Raw genomic sequence first — 13,498 nt, forward strand, 5'->3', positions numbered from 1 at the left:
CGGTTATTGTTGAAGCTAGGCCTTGGGGAAAATCCACAGGTGCTCTGCCGGCAAGGACAGCCGGCAAAGCGTCTGTCCACGCACTTCGGTGCCATAAGCCCGCACCACGAAATCTTCAGCAACGGTGCGGAACAGGTATTCCCAACGATCGCCCAGGTACATGCTGGTCAGCAGTGGCAACTCCAGCTGGTTGCCCTGGGGATCCTCACCCAGGCGCACGCGTTCTACCCGGATCACCGCCGTGGCTTCATCGCCAACCTTTACCCCTGCGCCTGCCATGCCCCACAGCGCCCAATCTTTCCCTTCGATGCGCGCCTTGCCCTCGCTCATCTCGGTGATTTTGCCGAACAGGCGGTTATTGCTGCCCATAAACTCGGCGGTAAACAGGGTCGAGGGGGAGCCGTACATTTCCTGCGGCGTGCCCTGCTGTTCGATCTTGCCGTTGTTGAGCAACAAAATGCGATCGGAAATGGCCATCGCCTCGTTCTGATCGTGGGTCACCATCAGCGCCGACAACCCCAGCTTGATAATCAGTTCACGCAGGAACACCCGCGCCTCTTCGCGCAGCTTGGCATCCAGGTTGGATAGCGGCTCATCCAGCAGGATCACCGGCGGGTTGTACACCAACGCCCGACCAATCGCCACGCGCTGCTGCTGGCCGCCGGACAGCTGATGCGGATGGCGTTTGCCCAGATGTCCCAGCCCCAGTTGATCCAGCACCCCTTGCACCCGCTGGGTAATTTCCGCCGTGGAAACTTTGCGTAATTTCAGCGGATAGGCGACGTTCTCAAATACGGTTTTATGCGGCCACAGGGCATAGGACTGAAATACCAGCCCGAGGTTGCGCTCCTCCGCCGGGATCTCGCTGCGCGCAGTGCCGTCATACACCTTATTGCTGCCAATGATAATGCTGCCCTGCGTTGGCTTCTCCAGCCCGGCGACCGCCCGCAACAGCGTCGTTTTACCGCTGCCCGACGGCCCCAGCAGCGAAACCACCTCGCCGCGCTTTAGCTGCATCGAAACGCCTTTCAGCACCGGGTTGTCGCCGTAGGTCAAATGCAGGTTCTCTACCGAAAGTTCAATCATGTAATTTCACTCCAAAGCGCAAGGCGATCCCCAGCCCCAGCACCACCAGCAGGATGTTAATGAAGGAGAGCGCGGCCACGATATCAATGGCACCCGCCGCCCACAGCGAAACCAGCATCGAACCTATGGTTTCGGTGCCTGGAGACAACAGGTAAACCCCGGTGGAATACTCTCGTTCGAAAATCAGGAACATCAGCAACCACGAGCCGATCAGGCCGTAGCGCGACAGCGGAATAGTCACGTGACGAGTGATCTGCCCACTGGAGGCACCGGCACTGCGCGCAGCCTCTTCCAGTTCAGGGCCGACCTGCAACAGCGTCGAGGAGATCAACCTCAGGCCGTAGGCCATCCACACCACGGTATACGCCAGCCAAACGCTGAAGATGGTGCTGCGCAAAGAACGTAGCCAGACAATCAGGTTTTCCCGCAGCCATTCGGCGACCGGCAGGGCCGATAACCAGCCCTCTTTCAGCGACTTGTCCAGCCACATCGGCAGGAACAGGAACACCCACAGGAACGCCAGCCCCGCCAGCAAACCCGGCACCGCACGCGGTACCAGCACGCTGTAATCGAGAAAACGGGTAGCGCCATCGGGTTTGCGGTGCATGGCAATGCCGATGAACAGATAACAGACTACCGCCAGAGCACCGCCGATCACCCCTATCGCCATCGAGTTGACGATGGCTCGCAACAGGTTGGGTTGCTGCCAGATGGTGCGGAAGGTATTGAGCGACAGCTCGTCCCAGATAGAAACACCCACGCCCCAGTTGGAAATAAAGGCACGCAGCACCACGCCAACCAGTGGCACACCTATGGTCACCGTCAGCCAAAACACCACCACCGCACCGGCGACCCAGCGCCATTTGCCCAGCGGCAGCGCCCGCGCCTGCGACGCCTTGCCCTTGACGGTGACAAAACGGTTGGCGGTACGCATCAGACGGCGCTGCAACATTACCAGCGGAATGGTGATGCAAATCAGCACCACCGCCACTGCCGCCATCAGGTGGTAAGACGGCGTGCCCAGCTTGTTGGTCAGTTGATACAGGTAGGTCGCCAGCACCAGGTTCCCTTCCGGATCGCCCAGCACCAGCATCAGGCCGAACACCTCCAGCCCGAGAAAGAATAGCAATACGCCGGCATACAGAATCGAAGGGCGTACCATCGGCAAGCTGACGGCCGTCATGACCTGCAAGGGCGAAGCCCCTGCCGTACGAGCGGCCTCCTCCACGTCGGAGCCGACGCTGCGCAAGGCCGAGGAAATATAAAGATAAGCGTGCGGCACGTGGGTTAACCCGGCAATGACCACAATGCTGGCCATCGAATAGATATTCCAGGGCACAAAGCCCAGCAGCGATTCCGCCCACAGCGAGAAGAAGCCGACCGGCCCGGCGGCCACCACGTAGCCAAAGCCCAGCACCATCGGTGAGACAAAGATCGGCACCAGGATCAGCGGTTCAATAAACCGACGACCGGGCAAATCGGTTCTGACCATCAAAAAGGCCAGAATACCTCCAAGCGGAATGGCGATCACCACTAAGCCAAAGGCCAGGATAAAGCCACTTTTCAGCGCCTTGTAAAAGTCGGGATCGGTAAAAATAAACTCGAACGCCTCAAGGCTAAAAACCTTGGAGGGCGAAAAAAAAGGTGCGGAGAGAAAACTTTGAATCACGATAAATGACAGCGGCACATAGATAACCAGCGCGGTTATCACCACCACCAAGCCACGCGGCAGGCTCTGCCACTTTCTGCGCCATGTATTCATAATCTATCCCAATGGTTGTAAACATCGACCACCAAAGGGCGCGCGCCTCCCTGGCAGACGCGCGTCCGGAGCCTGTCCTAATTTATTTTGCCGCGGCGGTACGCCATTGCTTGATGTAGTCCAGTCGTTTGGCCGGCTGCAGGTACTCCAACAGGCTCTCGTCCACCGGAATAGGCTTCAGCGCGTTGCCAAGCATTTTGGTCATGCCGTCGATGTCATTTTTGCCTTCAATGTCATTACGGATAGAGGGAATATCCGCCTGGTTGGCGAGAATGCTCTGGCCCTTTTCCGACAAGACGTAGTTAAGCCAAAGTTTTGCCGCGTTGCTGTTGGCAGCCTCTTTGCTGATAAAGGACACGCGCGACAGCACCAGGGTGTAATCTTTCGGGTAAGCGATGCCCAGAGAAGGGTCAGTTTTGGCGCGGGCTTCGGCGTAGGAACCCAGAATGTTGAAACCAATCAGGTTTTCACCGGACGATACCCTTTCCATCATGGTACCGGTGGACGACTGCACGGCCAGACCGCCTTTGGCAACGTCAGCCAACGTAGCGAAATAGTTCGGATCGGCCTTGAAGTCCTGCACCGACAGCATGAAGCCCAACCCTGATTTTTCAATGTCATAGGTCGTGACTTTCTTTTTAAACTTGTCGGTTTGACTGGCGATCAGCTTTGCCAGCGCAGCGTGCGAGTCCGGCACATCCCCCTGCGGGATCAGCCGTTTGTTATAAATGAAGACCACCGGCTCATAGGTGGTGCCGTAGGCTCTCTCTTTCCAGACCGCCCACTTGGGCAGTTGGCCCTGTTCAGGCGAGGCGTATTCTTGCGCATAGTCGGTTGCCAGCTTCAGCGCGGTATCCATCGACGAACTCCACACCACGTCACCGCTGGTGCCACCCGCCGCCTGTTCGCTGATATAGCGGTTATACAGCTCGGTGCTGTTCATGTCGTTGTATTCGACCTTAACGCCCGGATACAACGCTTCGAACCCCTGAATCAACGGTCCTGCGGCTTTGGTATCCGTGGTGGAATACACCACTACCTTGCCCTCTTTCTTCGCGCCATCCACAATTTTCTGATAGTCGGCTGGATAGCCTGCAGGGAACTCAGCGTAAGCAGGCACTGCACCCAGTACCGCCATCGCCACCACCGACGCGCCGATTCTTGTTAACATAATCAACTCCTGGTTACATTTAATAAACTAAAAATTAACATATAGTTAATAAGTGTTCTTAAGCAACGCCGTTGATTTCTTATCTTCGTATTTTGTGAGGTTGGGCGATTTTTGGGCAAGAAAAAGCCCGGCAAGATGCCGGGCTCAGATTGATGACAAAGTCCTTTGCAGTTAAAAATTCCGATCTTGGGACGAATAAAAACAAAGGATTATGTCTTCAGATTTACCCCAAACAGCCGAAAACCACGTTTTTCGGCTGTTTGTCATTAGACTAGCCCGGCAAGGTGCCGGGCCTGGGGTAATGCGACGCGAGATGCCTTATTTCAGCAGTGCCTGCGCCTTGGCCACCACGTTATCCACGGTGAAGCCGAACTCTTTGAACAGCTGCTCTGCCGGTGCCGACTCACCAAAGGTGGTCATGCCCACGATAGCGCCGTTCAGGCCCACGTACTTGTACCAGTAGTCCGCGATACCCGCTTCCACCGCCACGCGGGCAGTGACCGCCGCCGGCAGCACGGATTCACGGTAAGCCGCATCCTGCTTGTCAAAGGCGTCGGTAGACGGCATCGAGACCACGCGCACCTTGGTGCCCGCCGCGCTCAGCTTGTCTGCCGCTTCCACGGTGATGCCCACTTCCGAACCGGTGGCAATCAGGATGACGTCCGGCGTACCGGCACAGTCCTTCAGCACGTAGCCGCCGCGGTAAACGTTGGCCAGCTGCTCCGCGGTACGCGGCTGCTGGGTCAGGTTCTGACGCGAGAAAATCAGCGTGGTCGGGCCGTCATTGCGCTCGATGCCGTACTGCCAGGCAATCGCCGATTCCACCTGGTCACACGGACGCCAGGTGCTCATGTTCGGGGTCACGCGCAGGCTGGCAATCTGCTCAACCGGCTGGTGCGTCGGGCCGTCTTCGCCCAGACCGATGGAGTCGTGGGTATAAACGAACACGTTGCGGATTTTCATCAGCGCCGCCATGCGCACCGCGTTACGGGCGTATTCCACGAACATCAGGAAGGTCGCGGAGTACGGCAGGAAGCCGCCGTGCAGCGCGATGCCGTTGGTGATGGCGGTCATGCCGAACTCGCGCACGCCGTAGTGGATGTAGTTACCCGCCGGGTCAACGTTCAGCGCTTTCGAGCCGGACCACATGGTCAGGTTGCTTGGCGCCAGGTCAGCGGAGCCGCCGAGGAACTCAGGCAGCACCTTGCCGAAGGCTTCCAGCGCGTTCTGCGAGGCCTTGCGGCTGGCGATGTTGGCCGGGTTGGCCTGCAGCTGCTCGACGAAGGCTTTGGCGTCGGCTTTCCAGTTGGCCGGCAGTTCGCCGTTCATGCGGCGTTTGAACTCGGTAGCCAGTTCCGGGAAGGCCTTGGCGTAGGCGGCGAACTTGTCGTTCCAGGCCGCTTCTTTCGCCTTGCCGGCTTCTTTGGCGTCCCACTGGGCATAGATGTCCTGCGGGATTTCGAAGGCGGCGTATTTCCAGCCCAGGGCTTCGCGGGTGGCGGCCACTTCGGCGGCGCCCAGCGCAGCACCGTGCACGTCGTGGGTACCGGCCTTGTTCGGGGAGCCGAAACCAATCACGGTTTTGCACATCAGCAGGGACGGCTTGTCGGTGACCTTGCGGGCTTCTTCAATCGCGGCCTTGATGGCATCCGGGTTGTGGCCGTCCACGTGACGCACCACGTGCCAGCCGTAGGCTTCAAAGCGCTCGGCGGTGTTGTCGGTGAACCAGCCTTCCACGTGACCGTCGATGGAGATGCCGTTGTCATCGTAGAACGCGGTCAGTTTGCCGAGCTTGAGGGTACCGGCCAGGGAGCAGACTTCGTGAGAGATGCCTTCCATCATGCAGCCGTCGCCCATAAAGGCGTAGGTGTGGTGGTCGACCACGTCATGGCCCGGGCGGTTGAACTGCGCGGCCAGGGTGCGTTCGGCAATGGCGAAGCCGACGGCGTTGGCGATGCCCTGGCCCAGTGGGCCGGTGGTGGTTTCCACGCCTGGGGTGTAGCCGTATTCCGGGTGACCCGGGGTTTTGGAGTGCAGCTGGCGGAAGTTTTCCAGCTCGCTCATCGGCAGGTCGTAGCCGGTGAGGTGCAGCAGGCTGTAAATCAGCATGGAGCCATGGCCGTTGGAGAGGACGAAGCGGTCACGGTCAGCCCAGTGCGGGTTGGTCGGGTTGTGGTTCAGGTAGTCACGCCACAGGACTTCGGCGATGTCCGCCATGCCCATAGGTGCACCCGGGTGGCCGGAATTTGCTTTTTGTACGGCGTCCATGCTGAGTGCGCGGATGGCGTTGGCAAGCTCTTTACGAGAGGACATGTTTTACTCCAGGTCGGATTAAAAAATCAGTCAAGTTTTCTATTTTCTCAGACTCCGCATTAAAACGGCAATCCCTAATACCAAATGAGAGCGAGTTCACAACTTATTAGCACAATTGGTCGGTTTTTCGGAATAACACTATTTTCCCGATTGTCGGCGTACACTAGTCTCAAGCGGCAAGATTTCCCTAAACTAAAATGACACGACCCCCTTGTTACTCTCACAGGAAAATGGCTTTATGAAGATCCGTACCTCTTTGATTGCATTAAGCATTGCCACTTTGGTAAGCGGCTGTCAAAACCTGAACACCGATACCCTGATGCAGTCTGGCGCGCAGGCGTTCCAGGCCGCGACGCTGAGCAATAACGACGTAAAAATCCTGAGTGATAAATCCTGCGCAGAGATGGACAGCAAGGCACAAATCGCGCCGGCCGACAGTACCTATGCCAAACGCCTGAACAAAATCGCAGCGGCGTTGGGAGATAATATCAACGGCACGCCGGCCAACTATAAGGTCTACGTCACAAAAGACGTGAATGCCTGGGCAATGGCCAACGGCTGTATCCGCGTTTACAGCGGGCTGATGGACATGATGACCGACAATGAAGTGGAAGGCGTGCTGGGCCACGAAATGGGCCACGTGGCGCTGGGCCATACCCGCAAAGCAATGCAGGTCGCTTACGGCACCGTGGCATTGCGTACCGCAGCGGCCTCGACCGGCGGCATCATAGGTTCGCTGTCGCAGTCACAGTTGGCGGATATGGGCGAGAAGCTGGTTAACGCTCAGTTCTCCCAAAAACAGGAAAGTGAAGCCGATGACTATTCGTTCGATCTGCTGAAACAACGCGGCATCGACCCGAACGGCCTGGTCACCAGCTTTGAAAAACTGGCTAAAATGGAGGCCGGCCGTCAGAGCAGCATGTTCGACGATCACCCCGCTTCCGAAGCGCGCGCACAGCATATTCGCGAGCGCATCGCAGCAGGCAAGTAAAACACAACGCCCGACAGATGCCGGGCGTTTTTCATTTCATCAGTACAATGTCTTTTGCGGTGGCCCGGCGAAGGTTAGCGGCCCGATGCTGTTCATATCCACTTCCACCACCGACGGCCCCGGATAATTAATCGCTTCCGCCAGCACGCCGTTGAACTGCGCCGCGCTGTCCACTTTCCACGCCTTCAGCCCCATCGCCTCGGCAACCTGGGTAAATGCGGGAGTGTGCAGTTCGTTATAATACTGACGGCCGGCAAAATACTTGTCCTGAATGCCCCGCATCACGCCGTAACCGCCGTCGTTCATGATCAACAGGGTAATATTGGCCTGCTCCTGCGCCATGGTTGCCAGTTCGCCCAGGCCTAACGCCAGCCCCCCGTCCCCGACCAGCCCCACCACCTTGCGCTGCGGGTTGGCGATCGCCGTGCCAATCGCCATTGGCAGACCCATGCCAATCGCCCCGGCCAGCGAGTGAATGTTGCAGAGCGGCGAAATGGCGCGGAACAAACGGCTGCCCCACACGCTGCCGGAAACGGTGATATCACGCACCAACAGACCGTCCTGCGGCAACGCAGCGGCGATGGCGTCGTTCAATTTTGCATACTCTCCCGACTGCTGGCGCAGCGCACTTTCCGCCTGCTGTATCGCCGTGGCTATCTCGGCATCCCACTCGGCATTCACTTTTTCACCCGGACTCAAACGAGCAGCCAGCGCGTTAAGCAAGGCGCCGCAGTCACCGTTGATTTGCTCGTCGGCCAGATAGTTGCGGTTGGCCGCCGCCGGATCGATATCAATTTGAACCAGCGGGCGCGGCAGCGGCAGCGTCCAGGTACGTGTCTCATTGCTGCGCAAGCGTGAACCGGCCACCAGCGTCAAATCGCACTGCGTCAGGATCGCCTCAATGCTCGGTGAGTTGTGGAACGCACGCAGGCTGCGCGGATGACTATCAGGCAGGATACCGCGCCCATGGGTGCTGGAGATCACCACCACGCCGGCATCCGCCAGTTTGCGTACCGCATCGGCGCAGGCCAGCGCACCGCCACCCAACCACATCAATGGGCGTTTGGCCTGTTTCATCCGCTGATACAGGCGCTCAACCGCCTCGTCACTGGCCGCCGGCAGCGGCGCTGGCGCCACGGGCTGGCTCAGCACCGAACTGGAAACCAGGCTACTTTGAATATCGATCGGGATCTCGACCGCCACCGGGCCACAAGGCACCGTCTGCGCATCGAGGATAGCCCGCTGGATCACGGCCACCGCCTGTTCCGCTGAGTTGACCCGATATGCGCGTTTGGAGCAGGCGCGCAGGAAACCCAACTGATCGCGGGTCTCATGAATGAACCCGGCGTCGGCATCCAGATAGGCCTTCTCCACCTGGCCGGTAATGTGCAGCAACGGCGTGTTGGCATTCAGCGCTTCGATCATGGCACCGACCGCATTGCCGGCCCCCGCGCCCGTACTGGTCAAGGCTACGCCCAGACCGGAGAAACGGCCGTGGGCATCGGCCATGGTGACCGCGCCCGCTTCGCCACGCGCCGGTACGAAACGGATGTTGCCACGTTGCCCTACCGCATCGGCAATCGGCAGATTATGAATCGAAATGATGCCGTACATCGCCGACACCTCGTACTGTTCCAGAGTCCGGGCTATCGCCTCGCCAACCGTTATTTTATCGCTCATCATCTGCCTTCTTATTGTGTTCGTTGTAGGGGGTACGCACCGTCGATCAAAGCTAATCGCTCCAGCGGTTCGCCTGATGGCTCAGCGCCAGGTAAAGGCTTTTCTGCTGCATATAGGCCTTGATGCCGTGCAGACCCTTTTCGCGGCCCAGACCGCTCTCTTTGAAACCGCCGAAAGGCGTAGAAATAGAGAATGTTTTGTAGGTGTTGATCCACACGGTGCCGGTTTCCAATTGTTCCGCCAGCGCCATCGCCCGCGGGAAATCCCGGCTCCAAATCCCGGCGGCCAACCCGTACACCGAATCGTTGGCTTGCTCGATCAACTGTTGTTCGTTATCGAACGGCAGTGCCACCAGTACCGGGCCAAAAATCTCTTCCTGGCAAGCGCGGGCACGGTTACTCAACCCTTCGATAATCGTTGGCAGGTAATAGCTGCCGCCGGCCAGCAGCGGATCGGCCGGCGCTTCGCCGCCTATCACCACCCGGCCGCCTTCTTGCTGCGCCAGCGCCACATAATCCGCCACGCTTTGGCGATGCTTGTCGTTAATCAGCGGGCCGAGGTGCACGCCCGGCGTCAGCGGATTGCCGACCCGCAGCCCGGCCGCCAGTTCACTCAGGCGCGCCAGCAGCGGCTGGTATAGCGAGCGGTGCACAAACAGCCGCGAGCCGGCAATGCAGGCCTGGCCGGCGGAGCTGAAAATGCCGTAGCAGATCCCGCGAGCCGCCTGTTCCAAATCGGCGTCCTCCAGCACGATGGTCGGCGACTTGCCGCCCAGCTCCAGCGAGGTAGGGATCAGCTTCTCGGCGGCGATATGCGCCAAATGGCGACCGGTATTGGTCCCCCCGGTAAAAGAAATCTTTTTCACTAACGGGTGACGCGCCAGCGCCTCGCCAATCACCGAGCCTTTGCCCGGCAGCACGCTAAGCAGTCCGGCGGGCAGGCCTGCCTGCTCAAACAGTTCCGCCAGTTTTAGCGCCATCAGCGGTGTCGCTTCGGCCGGTTTGAGGATCACCGCATTGCCCGCCGCCAGTGCAGGGGCCACCTTTTGCATCTCACTGGCGATCGGCGAGTTCCACGGCGTAATGGCCGCGATCACGCCCAGCGGCTGATACTGGCTCAACGTCATGATCTCCGCGCTGCGCTGGGTCGGCAGTTCGCCCTCCAGCACCTCGCAGGCAGCGGCAAAGTAGCGAGCCGTCGCCGCCGCGCTGGCCACCAGCCCACGGGTTTCCGCCAGGGGTTTGCCGTTGTCGCGGGTCTGCAGCTGCGCCAGCTCTTCCAGTTGCGCCATAATCAGGTTGCTGACGCGGTACAGAATGTTGGCTCGCTGATGCGGCACCAGCCCACGCCACTCGGGGGCCCGCCAGGCGCGTTCCGCCGCGGCTACCGCATCATTGACGTCTTCAATACTGGCGGCACGCAGCCGCGCATTCACGCTGCCGTCGGCCGGGAACTGCGAGGCCATTTCATCGCCACGCCCTTCACACCAACGCCCAGCCACAAAAATCTTTAACCTTTCCATACTCGCTCCTGCCGTTCAGGCAATAAAACCACCGTCGATCAGACGGCGGCAGGCTTGTACCGCGCTCAGCGCCGCCAGGGTTGATGTCTTGGGATTGCTTGCCAGCGGGTTGCCGCTCAGCTCAATATGAAACTCACCGAAATTGCCGCACACCTGCAGCCGGTGGGTATTGCGTCGGGTCGCGGGATCGACCAGCAACCGCACCCGGGTGGCGTCCATTCCCAGGCCGTTGAGCGCAATGGTCGCCGCCACATTGGCGTTCGCCGGGAATAACCGCGCCGCCTCCCGCGCCGAGCCTTCGAAAAACACCTGCGCCTCGCTTACCGCATCGAGATCAATCAATTGCTCTGCCATACTGCCGCGCCAGCTGGCCGGACTTTTACACGCCTGATAAGTGACGCTGTCCAGACCGCCCTCACGTGCCGACGCCAAGCCGTCCATGCCCGCCACCGCACCGGACAGCACGATCACCTGGCCCCGATGCTGCCGACAGGCTTGCTGCAAACGCTGCTGCAACGCGGCATCCGCTAATGCGCCGGTAGAGATCACCGCTAAAGGCCAACCGCGCGTGACCACCGCCTCACCGAACTCCGCCACCGCCTGCTGGCTGGCGCACTCCAGCACCAGATCCGGCTTTTCAGCACAGTGGTCGGGGTGGGTCAACGCCTGCACCTGGCCACCAAAGGCGTTGGCAATCGCCGCATGATGAGCCGCACGCGCGACAATCCAGCCAACGCTCACCCCGTCCGGCAGGCGGGACAGCACCTCTGTGGCCATTGCGCCGTAACCAATCATCATGATCTTCTTCATCTTTTCAGCCTCTGCGGTTAAAGATGGCGGTTAAAGCCGCCGGAGACGTCCAGCGCGGCCCCGGTGGTAAAGGACGCCATAGGCGAAGCCAGGAACAACAGCGCCCGTGCGGGCTCCTGCGGTTTCCCCAGGCGTTTCATCGGGATGCCGCGTCGTTCGGCAATCGCCGCCGTCCACTGCTCCCAGCTTTGATCTTTATCGCTGCGCTCGTCGAAGCGGCGACGCCACTGGCCGGACTCCACCATGCCCAACAGGATCGAGTTGACGCGAATGCCCTTGTCCACCAGCTCTTTCGACAGCGTCAGCGTCATGTTTAGCAGTGCCGCACGCGCCGCCGAGGTAGCGATCATGTGTTCTTCCGGCTGCAAGGCCAGCAGCGAATTCACACAGGTGATGGAAGCGATATCCGAACGCTCCAACGCCGGCAAAAATGCCTGCACCGGGTTAATCACGCCGAACAGCTTTAGCTCCGCCTCATGCAGCCAGGCGGTGCGCGGCGTTTGATCAAAATGCGCAACGAACCCCTGGCCAGCGTTGTTGATCAACAAATCTACGCCGCCGAAGCGTGCAGTCACCTGGGCGGCAAACTGCGTTACCTGCGACTCATCCAGCACGTCGCAGCACAGTGCCAGGATCTCCGCCTGCGGAAACTCATGGCGCAGGCTGGCTTCGGCACCGGCCAGTTTGTCCGGATTGCGGCCGCAAAATGCCACCTTCGCGCCTTCCGCCAGCAGCAGACGCAGGGTTTCGAAACCGATGCCCGACGAACCGCCGGTGACCACCGCGACCCGTTTCTCAAGCTGAAAATTCATGGTTGAATTGCTCCCGTAAAATCCTGCAGATAGCGGTTAAATTGCCCCGGCGCATCGAGATAGCTGGCGTGCCCGGCCCCCTCAATCAGGCGCAGTGCCGCGTCCTGCTGTTGCGCCAGCACCGCCGCCGCTTCCGGTGGCGTGATCCGATCGCAGTCACCGCACCACACCTGCAACGGGCCGCGGTACTGCGCCAGATAGCGGCCGATATCGTCGTTGGCCAGCATCCAGGCGGCATTAAGAAACCCCTCGGGATCCAGCTGCTGCATGCCGTTGCGTACCCAGGCAATATCTTGGGGATCCGCAGCTTCACGCAGTAACGCCGCCGCCCGCTGCTCGCCGTAGCCCTGCGGCCCAAGCTGCTCAATCATCTGTTTTCTCTGGCTATAAACCTGTTGGCGTTTCTCCAGCGGTGCGTTGGCGTAGCCCTGCGCCGGATCCGCCAGCACCAGCCCACATAATCCGTCGGGATAACCGGCAGCATAGGCGCTACCGATCAAGGCACCGAGCGAGTGGCCGACGATCAGCGGTTGCTCCAACTGCAAGTGCGCCACCAGCGCCGCCAGCGCGGCGGCGTAGGCTGCGGCATCCGGCTCGCTGATCGTCAGCGGCAGGCTGCCGCCGTAGCCTGGGGCGTCCCAGGCCAGCAAGCGATGACCGTCGGCCAGCCCCGAGTCATTGAACTGCTTGATCCACGAAGCCGAACCGGAACTGATGCCGTGCAGCAACACCACCGGGCGACCGTGACCCGCCTCGCGCCAGCTCAGGGTAAACTCCCCGCAGCGCGCCTGCTGACGTTGCGCCAGGCCGTTCATCAGTTGCGTTTCACTTTGGATAACGGGTGATCCGCCGGGTAGGTCGGGGTTTCCGGTTTGGCGGTACCGAGCATCACGCACATCAACGCCTCTTCTTCGCCGTGGTTGAACAACCCACGGTAGACTCCGGCCGGCACCGAGATCAGATCGCGCTCTTTCAGCTTGGTTTCGTAATATTCGCTACCGTCCTGGATCATCAGCGTGATGCTGCCCTTCAGCATAAAGAACACCTCTTCCACGTCATCGTGCAGGTGCAACGGGCCCTCGCACTTCGAAGGCAGCACCATGGTGGAGAAGGTGAAGTTGCCTGCCGGAATGGTATTGGTGTCGCTGGCTACCCCGGTGGCGCCGGTACCGATGTAGCGCATCTGCGCACGGCGGTATTTCGGGTCGTAATCGGCCTGAAACTTCAACGCGTTCCAGTCATATTTACGGCCTTCAAAGCGGGCGATACGCGATTCCACCCAATGCTCAATCGATTGATCCTGCGGCTTGACGCCAGCTTGCTTCTCAACCTGGGACATGTTGTAACTCCT

General features: G+C 59.8%; 11 protein-coding genes. 1 reads left to right on the plus strand and 10 read right to left on the minus strand.

Going from position 1 to position 13,498, the window contains the following annotated elements; genetic code table 11:
• Positions 1-15: 15 nt before the first annotated feature.
• From EBA31_RS21375 to tkt, 4 genes are all read right to left on the minus strand, one after another.
• Entirely contained in the window at positions 16-1,086 is a 1,071-nt protein-coding gene (locus EBA31_RS21375) for an ABC transporter ATP-binding protein (RefSeq protein ID WP_046372679.1), read from the minus strand.
• On the minus strand, positions 1,079-2,848 hold the full coding sequence (locus EBA31_RS21380; protein ID WP_122080161.1) for an iron ABC transporter permease: 1,770 nt from the start codon (positions 2,846-2,848) through the stop codon (positions 1,079-1,081). Before EBA31_RS21380 ends, EBA31_RS21375 begins: the two co-directional genes overlap by 8 nt.
• A gap of 82 nt (positions 2,849-2,930) precedes the next feature.
• Positions 2,931-3,986 carry an ABC transporter substrate-binding protein gene (locus EBA31_RS21385; protein ID WP_369982361.1) on the minus strand — a complete coding sequence of 352 codons (1,056 nt, stop codon included), beginning with the start codon at positions 3,984-3,986 and terminating at the stop codon, positions 2,931-2,933.
• A gap of 351 nt (positions 3,987-4,337) precedes the next feature.
• On the minus strand, positions 4,338-6,332 hold the full coding sequence (gene tkt / locus EBA31_RS21390; protein WP_115058064.1) for a transketolase: 1,995 nt from the start codon (positions 6,330-6,332) through the stop codon (positions 4,338-4,340).
• Between the two features lie 238 nt (positions 6,333-6,570).
• Between tkt and EBA31_RS21395 the strand changes: the two genes are divergently transcribed.
• Positions 6,571-7,323: a M48 family metallopeptidase gene (locus EBA31_RS21395; protein WP_020828534.1), complete on the plus strand. Its 753-nt coding sequence runs from the start codon at positions 6,571-6,573 to the stop codon at positions 7,321-7,323.
• A gap of 39 nt (positions 7,324-7,362) precedes the next feature.
• On the opposite strand, the gene EBA31_RS21400 is transcribed toward EBA31_RS21395, so the two are convergent.
• From EBA31_RS21400 to EBA31_RS21425, 6 genes are read right to left on the minus strand one after another with little or no spacing between them, the layout of a single operon-like run.
• Positions 7,363-9,003, minus strand: a complete 1,641-nt coding sequence (locus EBA31_RS21400; protein WP_122080162.1) for a thiamine pyrophosphate-binding protein — start codon at positions 9,001-9,003, stop codon at positions 7,363-7,365.
• A 52-nt stretch (positions 9,004-9,055) separates the two neighbouring features.
• Positions 9,056-10,525 carry an aldehyde dehydrogenase gene (locus EBA31_RS21405; protein ID WP_020828536.1) on the minus strand — a complete coding sequence of 490 codons (1,470 nt, stop codon included), beginning with the start codon at positions 10,523-10,525 and terminating at the stop codon, positions 9,056-9,058.
• Positions 10,526-10,540: 15 nt separating this feature from the next.
• On the minus strand, positions 10,541-11,335 hold the full coding sequence (locus tag EBA31_RS21410; RefSeq protein WP_115058061.1) for an aspartate dehydrogenase: 795 nt from the start codon (positions 11,333-11,335) through the stop codon (positions 10,541-10,543).
• Between the two features lie 17 nt (positions 11,336-11,352).
• Positions 11,353-12,147, minus strand: a complete 795-nt coding sequence (locus EBA31_RS21415) for an SDR family oxidoreductase (protein WP_122080163.1) — start codon at positions 12,145-12,147, stop codon at positions 11,353-11,355.
• Complete coding sequence (locus tag EBA31_RS21420) at positions 12,144-12,962, minus strand: alpha/beta fold hydrolase (RefSeq protein WP_122080164.1); 819 nt, start codon at positions 12,960-12,962, stop codon at positions 12,144-12,146. Before EBA31_RS21420 ends, EBA31_RS21415 begins: the two co-directional genes overlap by 4 nt.
• Positions 12,962-13,486 (minus strand): cupin domain-containing protein, encoded by a 525-nt coding sequence (locus EBA31_RS21425; protein ID WP_020828540.1) that lies wholly within the window; start codon positions 13,484-13,486, stop codon positions 12,962-12,964. Before EBA31_RS21425 ends, EBA31_RS21420 begins: the two co-directional genes overlap by 1 nt.
• Positions 13,487-13,498 lie beyond the last annotated feature (12 nt).

Origin of the sequence: Serratia sp. P2ACOL2 (assembly GCF_003691565.1) — a bacterium.
Taxonomy (GTDB): domain Bacteria; phylum Pseudomonadota; class Gammaproteobacteria; order Enterobacterales; family Enterobacteriaceae; genus Serratia; species Serratia liquefaciens.